Source organism: Actinokineospora sp. UV203 (assembly GCF_056323665.1).
Window position 1 is genome coordinate 1,492,601 of record NZ_CM150484.1, and the last position, 12,806, is coordinate 1,505,406.

A 12,806-nucleotide genomic window follows, 5' to 3' on the forward strand; every position below is an offset into this window, starting at 1 on the left:
GCTCCGGTATATGGACGCAACGTACCCGCCAGTAGATCGGCTCGCAATACCGGATTCCGCAGGCAAACCGGCACAATTGTCATTCGAAAGCAATTCCGATCAAACGTTTTGCCCGGTGGTGACAAGGACCGCCCAGAGGTTGCGCGGCGAGACGAACAGTCACGAAGCGTAGCCGAAACCCCAGGCAAACCCAAGGATAACGGCACCCTGCGTAGTTTTGTCACGTTCGGACAGGCCTTGGCGTTCGCACTATCCGTCTCACACAAACTCCGCTACGCCAACCGACTGATCGTTGGCATGGGCACGCGGGCCGCGGGCCGCTATTTGACACTTGAATCCGCTGAATTTATCGTCATTCGAGCAAACGCCGCCGCCGCGCCCCGGTGGTTCCACCACATTCTCCCCGACGAGGTGGGTTAATGACCGAACTGAACGGGCGAAGCCCGCGTGCCGATCTGACGGCGACGGCGCTGCGGAAAGTCGAACCGGTCAATGGTGACGACCCGGCCCGATTGCGTTCCCGGCATCGCACCGACGCCGCGCTGAAGATGTGGCGGATGATCCCGCCGGAGCTGGCACACAAGCTCCGGCCCATGGCGCCGCACCTGGTGAAGGCCGCGGTCCTGGAGATCCAGCGCGCGGTTCCCGCTTACGCCCAGCCGCTCGACGGCAAGTTCCGCGAGGTCCTCCTCGGCGCGGTCGACATGGCCGTGGTCAAGTGCTTCGACAACATCCTCGACCCCAACGCCCAGCAGGCGGACTGGGAGGCGGCGTTCCGCTACGCGGGTCGGGTCGAGTTCCTCGAAGGCCGCACCATGGACTCGCTGCAGACGGCGGTCCGGGTCGGCGCCCGCGTCGTCTGGCGGCAGCTCAGCGCGGCGGGCCGGTCCGTCGGAATCCCCCACGACGTGCTCTTCGCCCTGGCCGACGCGATCTTCGCCTGGGTCGACGAGCTGTGCACCGCGGCCATCGCCGGGTACACCGCCGCCCAGGCGCGCTCGACCGGCGCGCTGGAGCGGCGCCGCAGACAGCTGCTCAAGATGATCCTGTCCGACCCGCCCGTGGCCCGGCAGTCGCTCGCCGACCTCGCGGGCGTGACCGACTGGGAACTGCCCCAGCGGGTCGCGGTCATCTCCCTGGAATACCGCGAGGACCAGCACCGGCTGCCCGCCACCGCGCTGGGCCCCGAGGTTCTCGTCGACCTGGAGAGCACCGAGCCGTGCCTGGTCGTGGCCGACCCGGACCGCCACCTCGTTCGGCTGGAGAAGGAACTGCGCGGCAGGCGGGCCGCGGTCGGCCCGACGGTGGCACTGGGCGACGCCGTCCTGTCGCTGCGCTGCGCGCGCAAGGCGATGACCCTCGTGCACCGCGGTGTGCTGCCGGACAAGAACATCACACTGTGCGCCGAGCACCTCTCGACGCTGGCCCTGATGTCGGACGAGTTCCTGGTCTCGCACCTGACCGGCCGGGTCCTGGTCCCGTTCGAGAACCTGACCGCCAAGCAGCGGGAACGCCTGGAGGGCACCCTGCTCGCCTGGCTGGAGACCCGCGGCGGAATCAACGAGATCGCCACCCGCCTCGACGTGCACCCCCAGACCGTGCGCTACCGCATGCACCAGCTCGAACAGCTGCTCGGCGAGCGCCTGGCCGATCCGGAGGAGCGCCTGTCCTTGGAGATCGCCTTGCGCTACCGGCGGATCATCGCCGAGGGCAACCCGACCGGGGACGCCGAGGAGCCCGAGGAAGTCCTCCTCGACGACGCCATCTGACCCCCGCGAGTCCCCACCTCCCGACCACGAGTTCTCAGTTCGAGCACCCCGAATTGAGAACTCACTGTCGGGAGGTGGGGACTCGCGGGGTCAGGTCGACGACGGTGACGCCGGGGCGGCCGGGTACGGGGTCGTTCATCGCGGCGAGTGCGTCCGGCACGCCGTCGAGGTCGATCCGGCCGCCCACCAGTCGCGAGAGGTCCATGCCGGACTTCTCGACCATGCTGAGCATCGCCGGGTACTCGTGCGCCTGGACACCGTGGCTGCCAAGCAGGACGAGTTCGTCGGAGATCACCTGGTGCATCGGGATCGGCGCGACACCGAGCGACGGCGGCATCAGCCCGACCTGCACATGCCTGCCGCGTTTACGCAGGCACGCCACCGAAGCCGCGCAGGTCACGGGGTGGCCGACGCAGTCGAGCGACACATGGGCGCCGCCGCCGGTGACCTCCCGGACGGCGGCGGCGACGTCGTCGACCTCGCCCGCGTCGATCATCACCTCCGCCCCCAGCGACGACGCCAGGTCGAGCGCCGCGCGTGACACATCGACGGCCACCACCCGAGCGCCCGCGGCCACGGCGAGCATGACCGCGGAGATCCCCGCGCCACCACACCCGTGCACCGCGACCCACTGCCCGGCCCGCACCGCGCCTTGACGCAGGACCGCGCGGTACGCCGTGCCGAACCGGCAGCCGAGGACGGCCGCGGCGGCCGAGTCGATCGACTCCGGGAGCCGAACCAGGTTCGCTTGGGCATGGTCGAGGGCAACGAACTCAGCGAAGGAGCCCCAGTGCGTGGACCCCGGCTGGAACTGCCGGTCGCACACCTGCTGGTTGCCGCTCGCGCACTGGGGGCAGGCGCCGCACGCGCAGACGAACGGCACCGTCACCCGCTCCCCCAGCCGCCACCCGTGCACCTCGGGCCCGACTTCGACGATGCGGCCCGCGAGCTCGTGCCCGGCCACGTGCGGCAGCGCGACGCTCGGGTCGTGCCCCTGCCACGCGTGCCAGTCGCTGCGGCAGACGCCGGTCGCCTCGACTCGCACGACGACCCCGTCGCGGCCCGGCGTCGGCTCATCCACGTTCTGGACCAGCGGTTTCACGCCGAATTCGGTGATGACGACGGCGCGCATGGGCGGTCCTCCGGTGTCGGTTGGAAGTTTCTCGAAAATACTTTGTCGAGGTCTGTCGATTCCACGGTGGAGCGCTCGTCGGGTGAGTGAACGCAAGGAGAGCCCCGCACCGCTGGGACCCACACCGAAGGAGCACATCATGGGCAAGATCGTTGTCACCGAGTTCATCTCCCTCGACGGCGTCATCGAGGACCCGGGTGGCGCCGAGGGCTTCGAGCACGGCGGCTGGAGCTTAAAGTCCCCCGCCCCGGACGGCGACCAGTTCAAGTTCGACGAACTGATGGCGAGCGACGCGCAGCTCCTCGGCCGCCACACCTACGAGACGTTCGCAGGCGCGTGGCCGGAGATGACCGACGATGCCGGGTTCGCCGACAAGATGAACTCGATGCCCAAGTACGTCGTGTCGACGACCCTCGGCGAGGCGAAGTGGAACAACACCACTGTCATCTCCGACAACGTCGCCGAGGAGGTCGCGAACCTCAAGACCAAGTACCAGGGCGACATCCTCGTCCCGGGCAGCTCGCAGCTCATCGACACGCTGCGCGCGCACGGCCTGATCGACGAGTACCGGCTGATGGTGCACCCGGTCGTCCTCGGCTCCGGCAAGCGCCTGTTCAACGACGGCGCGGGCGCGTCCGACCTGGAACTGGTGGAGTCGCGCAACGTCGGCACCAACGTGCTCCTGCAGACCTACCGGCCCGTCGAGAGCTGACCCCACCCGCGCGGGCCGCCTGAGCCACTCAGGCGGCCCGCGGGCGGGTCAGCCCGCGACGATGATCCAGAGACCGAAGGCCACGACCGCCGCGCACAGCGCGAAACTCACCGCGGCCATGGCGACACCGACGACACTCGACCCGCCTTTCGCGCGGGCGTCGGCGTGGTCGGACCACCCGCGCACGCCCAGCGAGAACAGGACCACGGTCCCGAGGGCGGTGCCGAAGGCGACGACGAGAACCTCGACCAGCAGAGCCCAGTTGATGTTCATCGGCTGCCCCCCGCGGTCTCGACCGTCGCACCGGGGATGGGTTCGACCGGGATGTCGTTGACGTTGTGCGCGCCGACGACATCGCGCCGCGAGCGGATGTAGATCCCGAGGCCGAAGGCCAGTCCGACCACGGCGACCACGATGATGCCGAACGTCCCGGACTCGGCGACGACACCGGCGAGGGCGCCCGCCAGGCCGGCGGCAGGCAGCGTGATCACCCAGGCGAGCACCATGCGCCCCGCCGTGCCCCACTGCACCTTCGCCTGCGGCGTGCCGAGGCCCGCGCCGAGGATGCCGCCGGAGCACACGTGCGTGGTCGAGAGCGCGATGCCCAGGTGGGACGAGGTCAGGATGACGGCGGTGGCGCTGGCCTGGGCGGCGAAGCCCTGCGGGGCGCCGATGTCGGTGATGCCCCGGCCGAGGGTGCGGATGATCCGCCAGCCGCCGAGGTAGGTGCCCAGGGCGATGGCGACGCCCGCGCTCACGATGACCCACACCGGCGGGCCGGAGTCCTTGGGCAGGGTGCCCGCGCTGATCATGGTGAGGGTGATGATGCCCATGGTCTTCTGCGCGTCGTTCGTGCCGTGCGCCAGCGAGAGCATCGACGCCGAGGCGATCTGGCCGATGCGGAAGCCGCGCGGCGTGCGGCTCGCGGTGGCCCGGCGGGTGATGCGGAAGGCCAGGTAGGTCGCGACCAGGCCGGCCAGCCCGGCGATGAGCGGCGCGGCGAGCGCCGGGACCAGCACCTTCTCCGCCAGCTTGGCGAAGCGCACGGCGTCGCTGCCCGCGGCCACCCAGGTCGCGCCGATGAGCCCGCCGAACAGCGCGTGCGACGAACTCGACGGCAGGCCGACGTACCAGGTCAGCAGGTTCCACACGATCGCCCCGACCAACCCGCCGAATACCACCGCCGGGGTGATCGCCGCGTCGTCGACCAGGCCGCCCGAGATCGTCTTGGCGACCTCGACCGACAGGAACGCGCCCACCAGGTTCAACACCGCCGACAGCGCCACGGCCACCCTAGGACGCAGCGCGCCCGTGGCGATCGACGTGGCCATCGCGTTGGCCGTGTCGTGGAAGCCGTTCGTGAAGTCGAAGATCAGCGCGGTCACCACCACGATGGCGACCAGCACAGACACATCCACCGAGAACCCCTCCCCCGACGACTAGAACGGCGCAAACTTACGTTAACCAGTCGTTCACCCGATCGCAGGGGGCAGGCAAGCTTTTCCGCTTGCCGTAACGGGCCAGGACAGCCGACCGAAGGGCCAGGTCGGACCGCGGAACCGGTTCGATGAACACCTCGGCGATGACGGGGTGGGCCGCGCCAAGATCGGTCGCCAGCCGCACGCAGCCGTCGCCACCGGGTGGGAAAACCGGGTGATCAAGTCTTGTCCGGCTTCGCCGACCCGGAGAACCAGGTTCTCGACCCGCCGCGGTGGTGGGCCACACCGGATGCGGGCCACGTCACCATCACCTGATCTCCACACTCTCTCCACCCATGGTCTGTACCTTTCAAGACATGGGACTTGATCACACACGCCGCACCCTGCTCACCGCCGCCGTCGCCGCCCCGCTCCTCGTCGCGACCGCCGGTCGGGCGAGTGCGACCAGCGCGCAGCACACGCTGCGGGAGCTCGAAGCCAGTTACCCCGGCCGCATCGGCGTCACGGCGATCAACACCGGTACCGGCAAAACCATCCGCTACCGCGCGCACGAGCGGTTCGCGCTCTGCTCGACATTCAAGTGCCTCGCGTCGGCCGCGATCCTGCGACAAGCCCGCACCGCCGACCCAGGCCTGATGGAGCGGGTGATCCACTACACCCACGCCGACCTCGTGAAGCACTCCCCGGTCACCGAACTGCACGTCGACACCGGCATGACCGTCCGCGCCCTGTGCGCGGCCACCATGACCACCAGCGACAACACCGCGGGCAATCTCCTGCTGCGCCTGCTCGGCGGCCCCTCCGGCATCGGAGAGTTCGCCCGCACCCTCGGGGACCGCTGGACCCGCCTCGACCGCTACGAGACCGACCTCAACACCAACCTCCCCGGCGACCCGCGCGACACCAGCACGCCCGACGCCATCGCGCGGGACCTGCGCAAACTCGTCCTCGGCGACGCCCTGCACCCCGGTGACCGGGCCGAACTCACCGGCTGGCTGATCGGCAACAAGACCGGCGACGAGCGAATCCGGGCCGGCCTGCCGAAGGACTGGACGACCGGGGACAAGACCGGCGGCGGCGACTACGGCGCCCTCAACGACATCGCGGTCACCTGGCCGCCCGGCGCGGCGCCGCTGGTCATCGCCGTCTACACGACCCGGACCGACCCGACCACTCCCGGGGAGCACCGCATCCTCGCCGACATCGCACGAGTGGTCGCCACCGAACTCCACCCGTGCTGACCCAGCTCTGACCAGGCTCTGACCAGGCGATATCCGGCCGTATCCGGTCGTGGGCGAATGAGGTTCGTCGATCGGTGGTAGTCCACCAGTCAACGACCCACACGGAGACCCAGCCTGGAACGGGAGCGGGCATGACCCAACCGCAGTTGACCAGCGCCGCCTACCGCAACTCGTCGGAGGGCTACGGACACCTGCGGCCACTGTTCGAGGCGATGGCGGAGCTGCCCGCGGACTCCCCCGAGCGCGCCGACCTTCGGGAGCGGCTCGTGACCGGGCACCTCCCCATCGCCGAACACATCGCGCAGCGGTTCAGCCACCGCGGGGAGTCGCACGACGACCTGCTGCAAGTGGCGACCGTGGGCCTGCTCAACGCCATCGACCGTTTCGACCCCGACCGGGGCACGGACTTCCTGTCCTTCGCCATCCCCACCGTGATGGGCGAGGTCCGCAGGTACTTCCGCGACACCGGGTGGGCCATCCGCGTGCCGCGCAGGCTGCAGGAACGCCACCTCGCGATGACCGCGGCGGGCTCGAAGCTGTCCCAGACCCTCGGTCGCGCGCCGACACCCAGCGAAATCGCCGCCCACCTGGGGATCTCCCCTGAGGAGGTGTACGAGGGCCTCGAAGCGGGCGCGGTTTACCGCTCCCGGTCGCTCGACGAGATGCTCGGCCCCGACGAGGACGCCGCGCCCGTCGCCGACCGGCTCGGCGTCGAGGACGAGGCGTACCACGAGGTGGACAACAACGAGACGCTGCGGCCGCTGCTGGACCGGCTGCCCGCGCGGGAACGCCGGATCCTGGTGCTGCGCTTCTACGGCAACCTCACCCAGACCGAGATCGCCAACCGGGTCGGCCTGTCCCAGATGCACGTGTCACGCCTGCTCAGCAAGACCCTGCTGACGCTGCGCGAGGGAATCACCCAGCCGTGAGCCCCATTCAGGTATGAACCGGTGCCGCCCTGGGTACTTGGCTGGTGTCGGAAGGAGCACTTGATGACCAGCTATGACCCGGATGTCAGCGCATCCAGAGAGCTCACCACGAGCTCGGACGTACCCCGGCGGCGTGGTGCCATCAACGGCCTGCTGCTGGTTCTGCTCGGGGCGTGGGGCGCGGTGATCCCCCTGATCGGGCCGTACCTCTCGCTCGCGTACACCCCGGACACGGCGTGGACGTTCACCAGCAACCGCCTGGTGCTCAACATCCTGCCCGGTCTGGCGGTGCTGCTCGGCGGTCTGGCCCTGATGGCCACCAACCGGCGTGGCGGCGGCGTGTTCTGGGGCTGGCTCGCCGCACTCGGCGGCGCCTGGTTCATCCTCGGCCCCGCCGTCAGCAGGCTGTGGAACAACGGCACGCCCGCCACCGGTGAGCCGGTGGGCTCGACGGCCACCCAGGTGGGAGCCGAGCTGGCGTTCCACACCGGGCTCGGCGCACTCATCGTGTTCCTCGCGGCGGTGGCCTTGGGCCGCTTCACCATCCGCGAGCGGACCTACGACACGTACACCGCCGAGACCAGCACAGCGGCCGACGAGGACTCGACCCGGACACCGCTCGACGAGACCCGACGGGCCGAAACCCAGTCGGCCGCACCGACGGGCCCGATCGACCCGCGCACCCACGACGTGCCGCCGCCGCGCGACGTGCCGCAGCGTGACGTGCTGCAGCCCAACGTCGCCCAACAGAACGTGACACAGCGCGGTGTCCCACAGCACAACGTGACACAGCGCGATGTCCCGCAGCGCGGTATCCCGCAGCGCGATGTGCCGCAGCGCGATGTGCCGCAGCCAATCGACGTGGACGAGCCGCCGCAACACCGCAGGCGGTAATCCGAGCGGGTAACAACAGAATGAACGACACAGAATGAACGACGGAGAACCCCGCCGCGCCCGACGTGCGGTGGGGTTCTCCGTTGTCGGCAGGCTAGTCGGTCGAGATGGCCTTGAGCAGGTCGCCGACCGGTCGGTCGGGCAGCGCGCGGGCCACATCGGCCTGCGCGATGATGCCGACGAGGTCGCCCCCGTCGAGGACCGGCACCCGGCGCACGTTGTGCTCGGCCATGGCGCTCAGCACGGCCTCCACGTCGTCGTCGACCCCGACCGTCACCGCCTCACCCTGGGCCAGCTCACCGGCGTGCATGGCCATCGGATCCTTGCCCTCGGCCAGCACCTTCACCACGATGTCGCGGTCGGTCAGCATCCCCTTGAGCGTGTCGTCCTCGCCCCGGATCGGCAGCGACCCGACGCCCAGTCGAGCCATGGCGCGAGCCGCGTCCATCACGGTGTCGGACGCGCGCACGCAGGTGACGTCCGCTGTCATCAATTCCCTGGCAGTGATCATGTCGCTCCTTTCGCTCCCTCTGGCTACCCAGGGCGAGCCGGTTCAACCACAGCACGTGTAGGTCTCAGCCGTCAGGGGTAGGTCACGGATGTAGCCCACGACCTAAGGAGTGCGAATGACCACGATCGAGAAGTCAGTCGACGTGACCGCGCCGGTGTCCACGGTCTACAACCAGTGGACCCAGTTCGAGTCGTTCCCGGTGTTCATGGACGGGGTCGACCGGATCATTCAGGTGACCCCCACGCGCAACCACTGGGAGACCACGATCGGCGGGGTGCACCGCGAGTTCGACACCGAGATCACCGAGCAGCACCCGGATGAGCGAATCGCGTGGAAGTCGGTGGCAGGCCAGGAGCAGTCCGGTGTGGTCACGTTCCACCGGCTCGACGACAAGACCACGCGGGTCAACCTGCAGATGGAGTACGAGCCGGAGACGCTGACCGAGAAGGCGGGCGCCGCGCTCGGGGTGATCGGGCACCGCATCGACGGCGACCTGCACCGGTTCAAGGAGTTCATCGAAAGCCAGGGTCACGAGACCGGCGCGTGGCGCGGCGAGATCCAGCGTCCGCCGCAGCAGGGTGACGGACCGGCTCTCGCCGGGCCGGGTGCGCCGCCGGAGACCGGCGTCCCGCCGCTGCCGCCGGGCCAGGACCCGAACCGCCCCGACTCCCTGCACTGACCCAAAACCCCGCGAGTCGCCCCTCCAGGCAAACGAGTCGCCCCTCCAGGCAAATGAGTCGCCCCTCCAGGCAAATGAGTCGCCCCTCCAGGCAAATGAGTTCGACATTCATGACACTGTGCCCAGTCCCACGTGGGGGTCTCACAGCGTTGTGGGTCCGATCGACGGGCCGCGAATGTTGAACTCGGTCGCCGGGAGGGGCGACTCGTTTGCCGGGAGGGGCGACTCGTTTGCCGGGAGGGGCGACTCGCGGGGGCAGGGTTGGTGTCCCTCGGCCGGGCGCGGCTCCCACCGGGCAGGCGAGAAACCGTTGGCCCAGCGCCGTTCCAAGGTCGTGCGGCACCTCGGGAATCGGCCGGTGACCGACGCGCCACGCCAGGCCCCTGATCCAGTCGTCCAGCCCTGGATGCGTGTTCCGGACCTCGACTCCCGCGCCGGTCAACCGGACGTGATCAGCATTGATGTCGAGTCGCACCACCGCAGCCCCCTGCGATCGGTCGCGTCCCAGCCCACTGAGTCGATCTTGGGTACGGGCCTTCGCACTGCCAAGGTCACCTGGGCGGGCGCATACTGGCCGTTCACAACAGACACATGAAAGGCGGCCGCGGGTGGCTTCGGCAGACCGGACCGGGCGGTTCAGCCCATTGGAGTGGGTCGGCATCCTCGCCGGGCTCGGCGCCCTCGTCGTCAGTTTCTTCCCCTGGCAGCGGGTCACCGGCCAGTTCGCCGACCTCGTGGAGCAGATCGGCTTCCGCACCACGTCGACAGCGTGGAGCAGCGGCCCGGTCGCCTGGTTGGCCGTCCTCGCGCTCTTCCTCGCCGCGGCTTTGCTGCTGGCGCGGGCGTTCGGCGTTCGGCTGCCCGGTGGGTCGGTGGTGTGGCTGCTGCTCGCGGTCACCGCGGTGGTGCTGGTCATCATCCGGTGGGTGACGCTGCCGGACCTCGACCCGGCCCGGCTCGCGCTGCTCAACCTCAAACCGGAGAACGTCGAGACCAACGCGGGACCCGGACTGTTCCTGTGCCTGGGCATCGCGATCGTGTCGATGGCGGCGGCGGTCGCCCGGATCCGGACGGCAGGCAGGCCCGCGGCGACGAGGACGGCCCCCCTCAGGCCTCAGGCGCCTCAGGCGGGAGCACCAGTCGCCCAACGAGCCGATCAAGATCGGCACCCGGATCGCTAGTCAACCCGACATGGGTGGGCGAAGTCCGCACAAGAGTGCTGTGCGGAGCGATCCACCACCGGAAACGCCGCCCTGGGGTGATCTCGGTGACCGACCCAGCGGTCTGGTCGGATTCGCAGCCGCCCCTCAAGCGGTCAGCGCCTCCCGCCGCCTGGACAGGTGTTCGCGCTCCACGGCGTTGTCCGCGCGGGCGATCGCGGCGTCGTAGGCGTCGGCCGCCTGTTCGACCCACCCGAGCCGCCGGAGCAGGTCTGCCCGGATGGCGTGGAACAAGTAGTACTTGTCGAGGTTCAGGTCGTCGACGATGGCCAGTGCCGCCCTGGGCCCGGCGATCTCGGCGACGGCGACCGCACGGTTGAGCGCCACGATCGGGGTCGGGGTCATGGCGAACAGTTGGTCGTAGAGGGCGACGATCTGCGACCAGTCCGTCTCGCCGACGGTCGCGGCGTCGCTGTGGACGGCGTTGATCGCCGCCTGGAGCTGGTACGGCCCCGGCTCGCCGCGGCGCAGGCACCACCGGACGAGCGCCTGCCCCTCGGCGATCAGGTCCCGGTCCCAGCGGGTCCGGTCCTGGTCGCACAGCAGCACCACGGCGCCGTCGGCGTCCGTGCGGGCGGCCGAGCGGGAGGCGGTGAGCAGCATCAGAGCGAGCAGTCCGACCACCTCGGGCTCCTCCGGCATCAACTCGACCAGCAGCCTGCCGAGCCGGATCGCCTCCGCGCACAGGTCGTCGCGGGTCAGGTCCGGGCCCGAGCAGGCGAGGTAGCCCTCGTTGAACACCAGGTAGACCACCGCGAGCACCGGGCGCAGCCGGGCCGCCGGATCGTTCGGCACCCGGTAGGGAATCCCGGCGTCGCGGATCTTGCCCTTGGCGCGCACGAGCCGCTGCGCCATCGTCGGCTCGGGGACGAGGAACGCGTGGGCGATCTCCGCGGTGGTCAGCCCGCCGAGCAGCCGCAGCGTCAACGCCACCTGCGCGGCGGAGGCCAGCGCCGGGTGGCAGCAGGTGAAGATCAGCCGCAGCCGGTCGTCGCCCACCACGTCACCCTCCCCCGGTTCGTCGACCGCGGGCGTCGCCGCGGCCTGCCGCTCGTCGCGGGTCGCTTCGCGGCGCAGCCGGTCGATGGCGCGGTTGCGGGCGGTGGTGATGATCCACCCGGCCGGGCTCGGCGGCGGCCCGCTCGACGGCCACCGCTTGACCGCCTCGACGAAGGCGTCCTGCACGGCTTCCTCCGCGAGGTCGATATCGCCGAATGCCCGGACCAGCACGGACACCGCACGCCCGTGCTCCTCGCGGAAGACGCTCGCGATGTCCATCAGGTGCCCTGCAGCGGCCGGACCTCGATCGGCAGGGCGGTGATCTCGGCGAGCCTGCGGCCCCACGCCACCGCCGCGTCCAGGTCGGGCGCCGCGATCACGGTGAACCCGCCGAGGTGTTCCTTGCCCTCGACGAACGGCCCGTCGGTCATGAGCATCTCCGCGCCCTTCACCCGGAGCACCGTGGCCGTGCTCGGCGGGTGCAGCCCGGCGCCGAACACCCAGGCGCCCGCGTCGCGCAGTTCCTGGTTCCAGGCCACCAGGTCACGCATGATCGGCTCCAGGATCTCCGCGGGCGGCAGGTCCCCGTCGGGCTGGTAGACGCTGAGCAGGTACTGCTTCATCGAGTGCCCTCCTCGGACCGGTAGGTCGCCACGACCACGCCCGTGGTTGTCGTGACGCTCTCGGTCAGCCGCAGCGACGCCATGGACCCGCCGAAGAGCCGCTGCCCCGACCCGAGCACCACCGGGTGGATCGCGAGCAGGAACTCGTCGATGAGCCCGTGCGCCATCAGCGACCGGACCAGTGCTCCGCTTCCGAGTATCACCACATCCTTGCCAGGCTGCTTCTTGAGTTCGCGCACCGCGTCGGCGGCGTCGTCCGCGAGCAGGGTGGAGCTCTGCCATGGGAGCGGTTCGGTCAGCGTCCGCGAGGCGACGTACTTGCGGGTGCGGTTGAGCACGTCGGTGAACGGGTTCGGCTCGGGGTGGTTCGGCCAGACCGCGAAGAAGTGCTCGTAGGTCTGTCGGCCGAACAGCAGCGCGCCGGTGGTGCTCATGCTCTGGGCCATCGCCTCGGCGAACACCGAGTCGCCGTAGGGCGTCGCCCAGCCGCCGTGGGCGAAGCCGCCGCGGCGGTCCTCGTCCGGGTGTCCTGGGGCTTGTGTGACACCGTCGAGGGTCACGCTGTTGACGACCACGATCCTGCACATGTCCGAGTCCTTCCGTCGTTTCTATCCCCTATACGAACGGGACACGGCCGGATCGACAGTCAGGAGCGGAT

At 69.9% G+C, this 12,806-nt stretch carries 15 protein-coding genes; 7 read left to right on the forward strand and 8 right to left on the reverse strand.

The window, feature by feature from the left end; genetic code table 11:
* Positions 1-419: 419 nt before the first annotated feature.
* Positions 420-1,769, forward strand: a complete 1,350-nt coding sequence (locus ACUZ2Y_RS06590; RefSeq protein ID WP_476327936.1) for a PucR family transcriptional regulator — start codon at positions 420-422, stop codon at positions 1,767-1,769.
* A 61-nt stretch (positions 1,770-1,830) separates the two neighbouring features.
* On the opposite strand, the gene ACUZ2Y_RS06595 is transcribed toward ACUZ2Y_RS06590, so the two are convergent.
* The gene (locus ACUZ2Y_RS06595; RefSeq protein ID WP_476327938.1) at positions 1,831-2,901 is read right to left on the reverse strand and encodes a zinc-dependent alcohol dehydrogenase family protein; all 1,071 of its coding nucleotides are present in this window, start codon (positions 2,899-2,901) and stop codon (positions 1,831-1,833) included.
* Between the two features lie 139 nt (positions 2,902-3,040).
* On the opposite strand from ACUZ2Y_RS06595, the gene ACUZ2Y_RS06600 reads away from it, so the two are divergent.
* Positions 3,041-3,613 (forward strand): dihydrofolate reductase family protein, encoded by a 573-nt coding sequence (locus ACUZ2Y_RS06600; RefSeq protein ID WP_476327940.1) that lies wholly within the window; start codon positions 3,041-3,043, stop codon positions 3,611-3,613.
* Positions 3,614-3,661: 48 nt separating this feature from the next.
* Here ACUZ2Y_RS06600 and ACUZ2Y_RS06605 read toward each other — a convergent pair whose 3' ends face one another.
* Both ACUZ2Y_RS06605 and ACUZ2Y_RS06610 read right to left on the reverse strand, forming a co-directional pair.
* On the reverse strand, positions 3,662-3,886 hold the full coding sequence (locus ACUZ2Y_RS06605; RefSeq protein WP_476327942.1) for a hypothetical protein: 225 nt from the start codon (positions 3,884-3,886) through the stop codon (positions 3,662-3,664).
* Entirely contained in the window at positions 3,883-5,031 is a 1,149-nt protein-coding gene (locus ACUZ2Y_RS06610) for an inorganic phosphate transporter (protein ID WP_476327944.1), read from the reverse strand. The genes ACUZ2Y_RS06605 and ACUZ2Y_RS06610 overlap by 4 nt, the downstream gene beginning before the upstream one ends.
* 377 nt (positions 5,032-5,408) lie before the next feature.
* Between ACUZ2Y_RS06610 and bla the strand changes: the two genes are divergently transcribed.
* The 3 genes from bla to ACUZ2Y_RS06625 all read left to right on the forward strand — a co-directional run bounded on the left by bla (position 5,409) and on the right by ACUZ2Y_RS06625 (position 8,116).
* On the forward strand, positions 5,409-6,293 hold the full coding sequence (gene bla, locus ACUZ2Y_RS06615) for a class A beta-lactamase (RefSeq protein ID WP_476327946.1): 885 nt from the start codon (positions 5,409-5,411) through the stop codon (positions 6,291-6,293).
* Between the two features lie 131 nt (positions 6,294-6,424).
* Positions 6,425-7,222: a SigB/SigF/SigG family RNA polymerase sigma factor gene (locus tag ACUZ2Y_RS06620; protein ID WP_476327949.1), complete on the forward strand. Its 798-nt coding sequence runs from the start codon at positions 6,425-6,427 to the stop codon at positions 7,220-7,222.
* 63 nt (positions 7,223-7,285) lie between these two features.
* Entirely contained in the window at positions 7,286-8,116 is an 831-nt protein-coding gene (locus tag ACUZ2Y_RS06625) for a hypothetical protein (RefSeq protein WP_476327951.1), read from the forward strand.
* Positions 8,117-8,210: 94 nt separating this feature from the next.
* Here ACUZ2Y_RS06625 and ACUZ2Y_RS06630 read toward each other — a convergent pair whose 3' ends face one another.
* Positions 8,211-8,627: a CBS domain-containing protein gene (locus tag ACUZ2Y_RS06630; protein WP_476327954.1), complete on the reverse strand. Its 417-nt coding sequence runs from the start codon at positions 8,625-8,627 to the stop codon at positions 8,211-8,213.
* Between the two features lie 115 nt (positions 8,628-8,742).
* Between ACUZ2Y_RS06630 and ACUZ2Y_RS06635 the strand changes: the two genes are divergently transcribed.
* Positions 8,743-9,306 carry an SRPBCC family protein gene (locus ACUZ2Y_RS06635; RefSeq protein WP_476327956.1) on the forward strand — a complete coding sequence of 188 codons (564 nt, stop codon included), beginning with the start codon at positions 8,743-8,745 and terminating at the stop codon, positions 9,304-9,306.
* A gap of 608 nt (positions 9,307-9,914) precedes the next feature.
* Positions 9,915-10,487, forward strand: a complete 573-nt coding sequence (locus tag ACUZ2Y_RS06640) for a hypothetical protein (protein ID WP_476327958.1) — start codon at positions 9,915-9,917, stop codon at positions 10,485-10,487.
* On the opposite strand, the gene ACUZ2Y_RS06645 is transcribed toward ACUZ2Y_RS06640, so the two are convergent.
* From ACUZ2Y_RS06645 to ACUZ2Y_RS06660, 4 genes are read right to left on the reverse strand one after another with little or no spacing between them, the layout of a single operon-like run.
* Positions 10,414-10,719, reverse strand: coding sequence for a DUF3037 domain-containing protein (locus ACUZ2Y_RS06645; RefSeq protein WP_476327960.1), 306 nt, complete (start codon positions 10,717-10,719; stop codon positions 10,414-10,416). The genes ACUZ2Y_RS06640 and ACUZ2Y_RS06645 overlap by 74 nt on opposite strands.
* Positions 10,614-11,804 (reverse strand): RNA polymerase sigma factor, encoded by a 1,191-nt coding sequence (locus ACUZ2Y_RS06650; RefSeq protein ID WP_476327962.1) that lies wholly within the window; start codon positions 11,802-11,804, stop codon positions 10,614-10,616. Before ACUZ2Y_RS06650 ends, ACUZ2Y_RS06645 begins: the two co-directional genes overlap by 106 nt.
* Positions 11,804-12,148, reverse strand: coding sequence for a YciI family protein (locus tag ACUZ2Y_RS06655; RefSeq protein ID WP_476327964.1), 345 nt, complete (start codon positions 12,146-12,148; stop codon positions 11,804-11,806). Before ACUZ2Y_RS06655 ends, ACUZ2Y_RS06650 begins: the two co-directional genes overlap by 1 nt.
* The gene (locus ACUZ2Y_RS06660) at positions 12,145-12,735 is read right to left on the reverse strand and encodes a dihydrofolate reductase family protein (protein ID WP_476327966.1); all 591 of its coding nucleotides are present in this window, start codon (positions 12,733-12,735) and stop codon (positions 12,145-12,147) included. Before ACUZ2Y_RS06660 ends, ACUZ2Y_RS06655 begins: the two co-directional genes overlap by 4 nt.
* Between the last annotated feature and the right edge of the window lie 71 nt (positions 12,736-12,806).

Bases quoted from the DNA above. Each gene is read 5' to 3' on its own strand.
- ACUZ2Y_RS06590 (WP_476327936.1), top strand. From the start codon at position 420: ATGACCGAACTGAACGGGCGAAGCCCGCGTGCCGATCTGACGGCGACG.
- ACUZ2Y_RS06595 (WP_476327938.1), bottom strand. From the start codon at position 2,901: ATGCGCGCCGTCGTCATCACCGAATTCGGCGTGAAACCGCTGGTCCAG.
- ACUZ2Y_RS06600 (WP_476327940.1), top strand. From the start codon at position 3,041: ATGGGCAAGATCGTTGTCACCGAGTTCATCTCCCTCGACGGCGTCATC.
- ACUZ2Y_RS06605 (WP_476327942.1), bottom strand. From the start codon at position 3,886: ATGAACATCAACTGGGCTCTGCTGGTCGAGGTTCTCGTCGTCGCCTTC.
- bla (WP_476327946.1), top strand. From the start codon at position 5,409: ATGGGACTTGATCACACACGCCGCACCCTGCTCACCGCCGCCGTCGCC.
- ACUZ2Y_RS06620 (WP_476327949.1), top strand. From the start codon at position 6,425: ATGACCCAACCGCAGTTGACCAGCGCCGCCTACCGCAACTCGTCGGAG.
- ACUZ2Y_RS06625 (WP_476327951.1), top strand. From the start codon at position 7,286: ATGACCAGCTATGACCCGGATGTCAGCGCATCCAGAGAGCTCACCACG.
- ACUZ2Y_RS06630 (WP_476327954.1), bottom strand. From the start codon at position 8,627: ATGATCACTGCCAGGGAATTGATGACAGCGGACGTCACCTGCGTGCGC.
- ACUZ2Y_RS06635 (WP_476327956.1), top strand. From the start codon at position 8,743: ATGACCACGATCGAGAAGTCAGTCGACGTGACCGCGCCGGTGTCCACG.
- ACUZ2Y_RS06650 (WP_476327962.1), bottom strand. From the start codon at position 11,804: ATGGACATCGCGAGCGTCTTCCGCGAGGAGCACGGGCGTGCGGTGTCC.
- ACUZ2Y_RS06655 (WP_476327964.1), bottom strand. From the start codon at position 12,148: ATGAAGCAGTACCTGCTCAGCGTCTACCAGCCCGACGGGGACCTGCCG.
- ACUZ2Y_RS06660 (WP_476327966.1), bottom strand. From the start codon at position 12,735: ATGTGCAGGATCGTGGTCGTCAACAGCGTGACCCTCGACGGTGTCACA.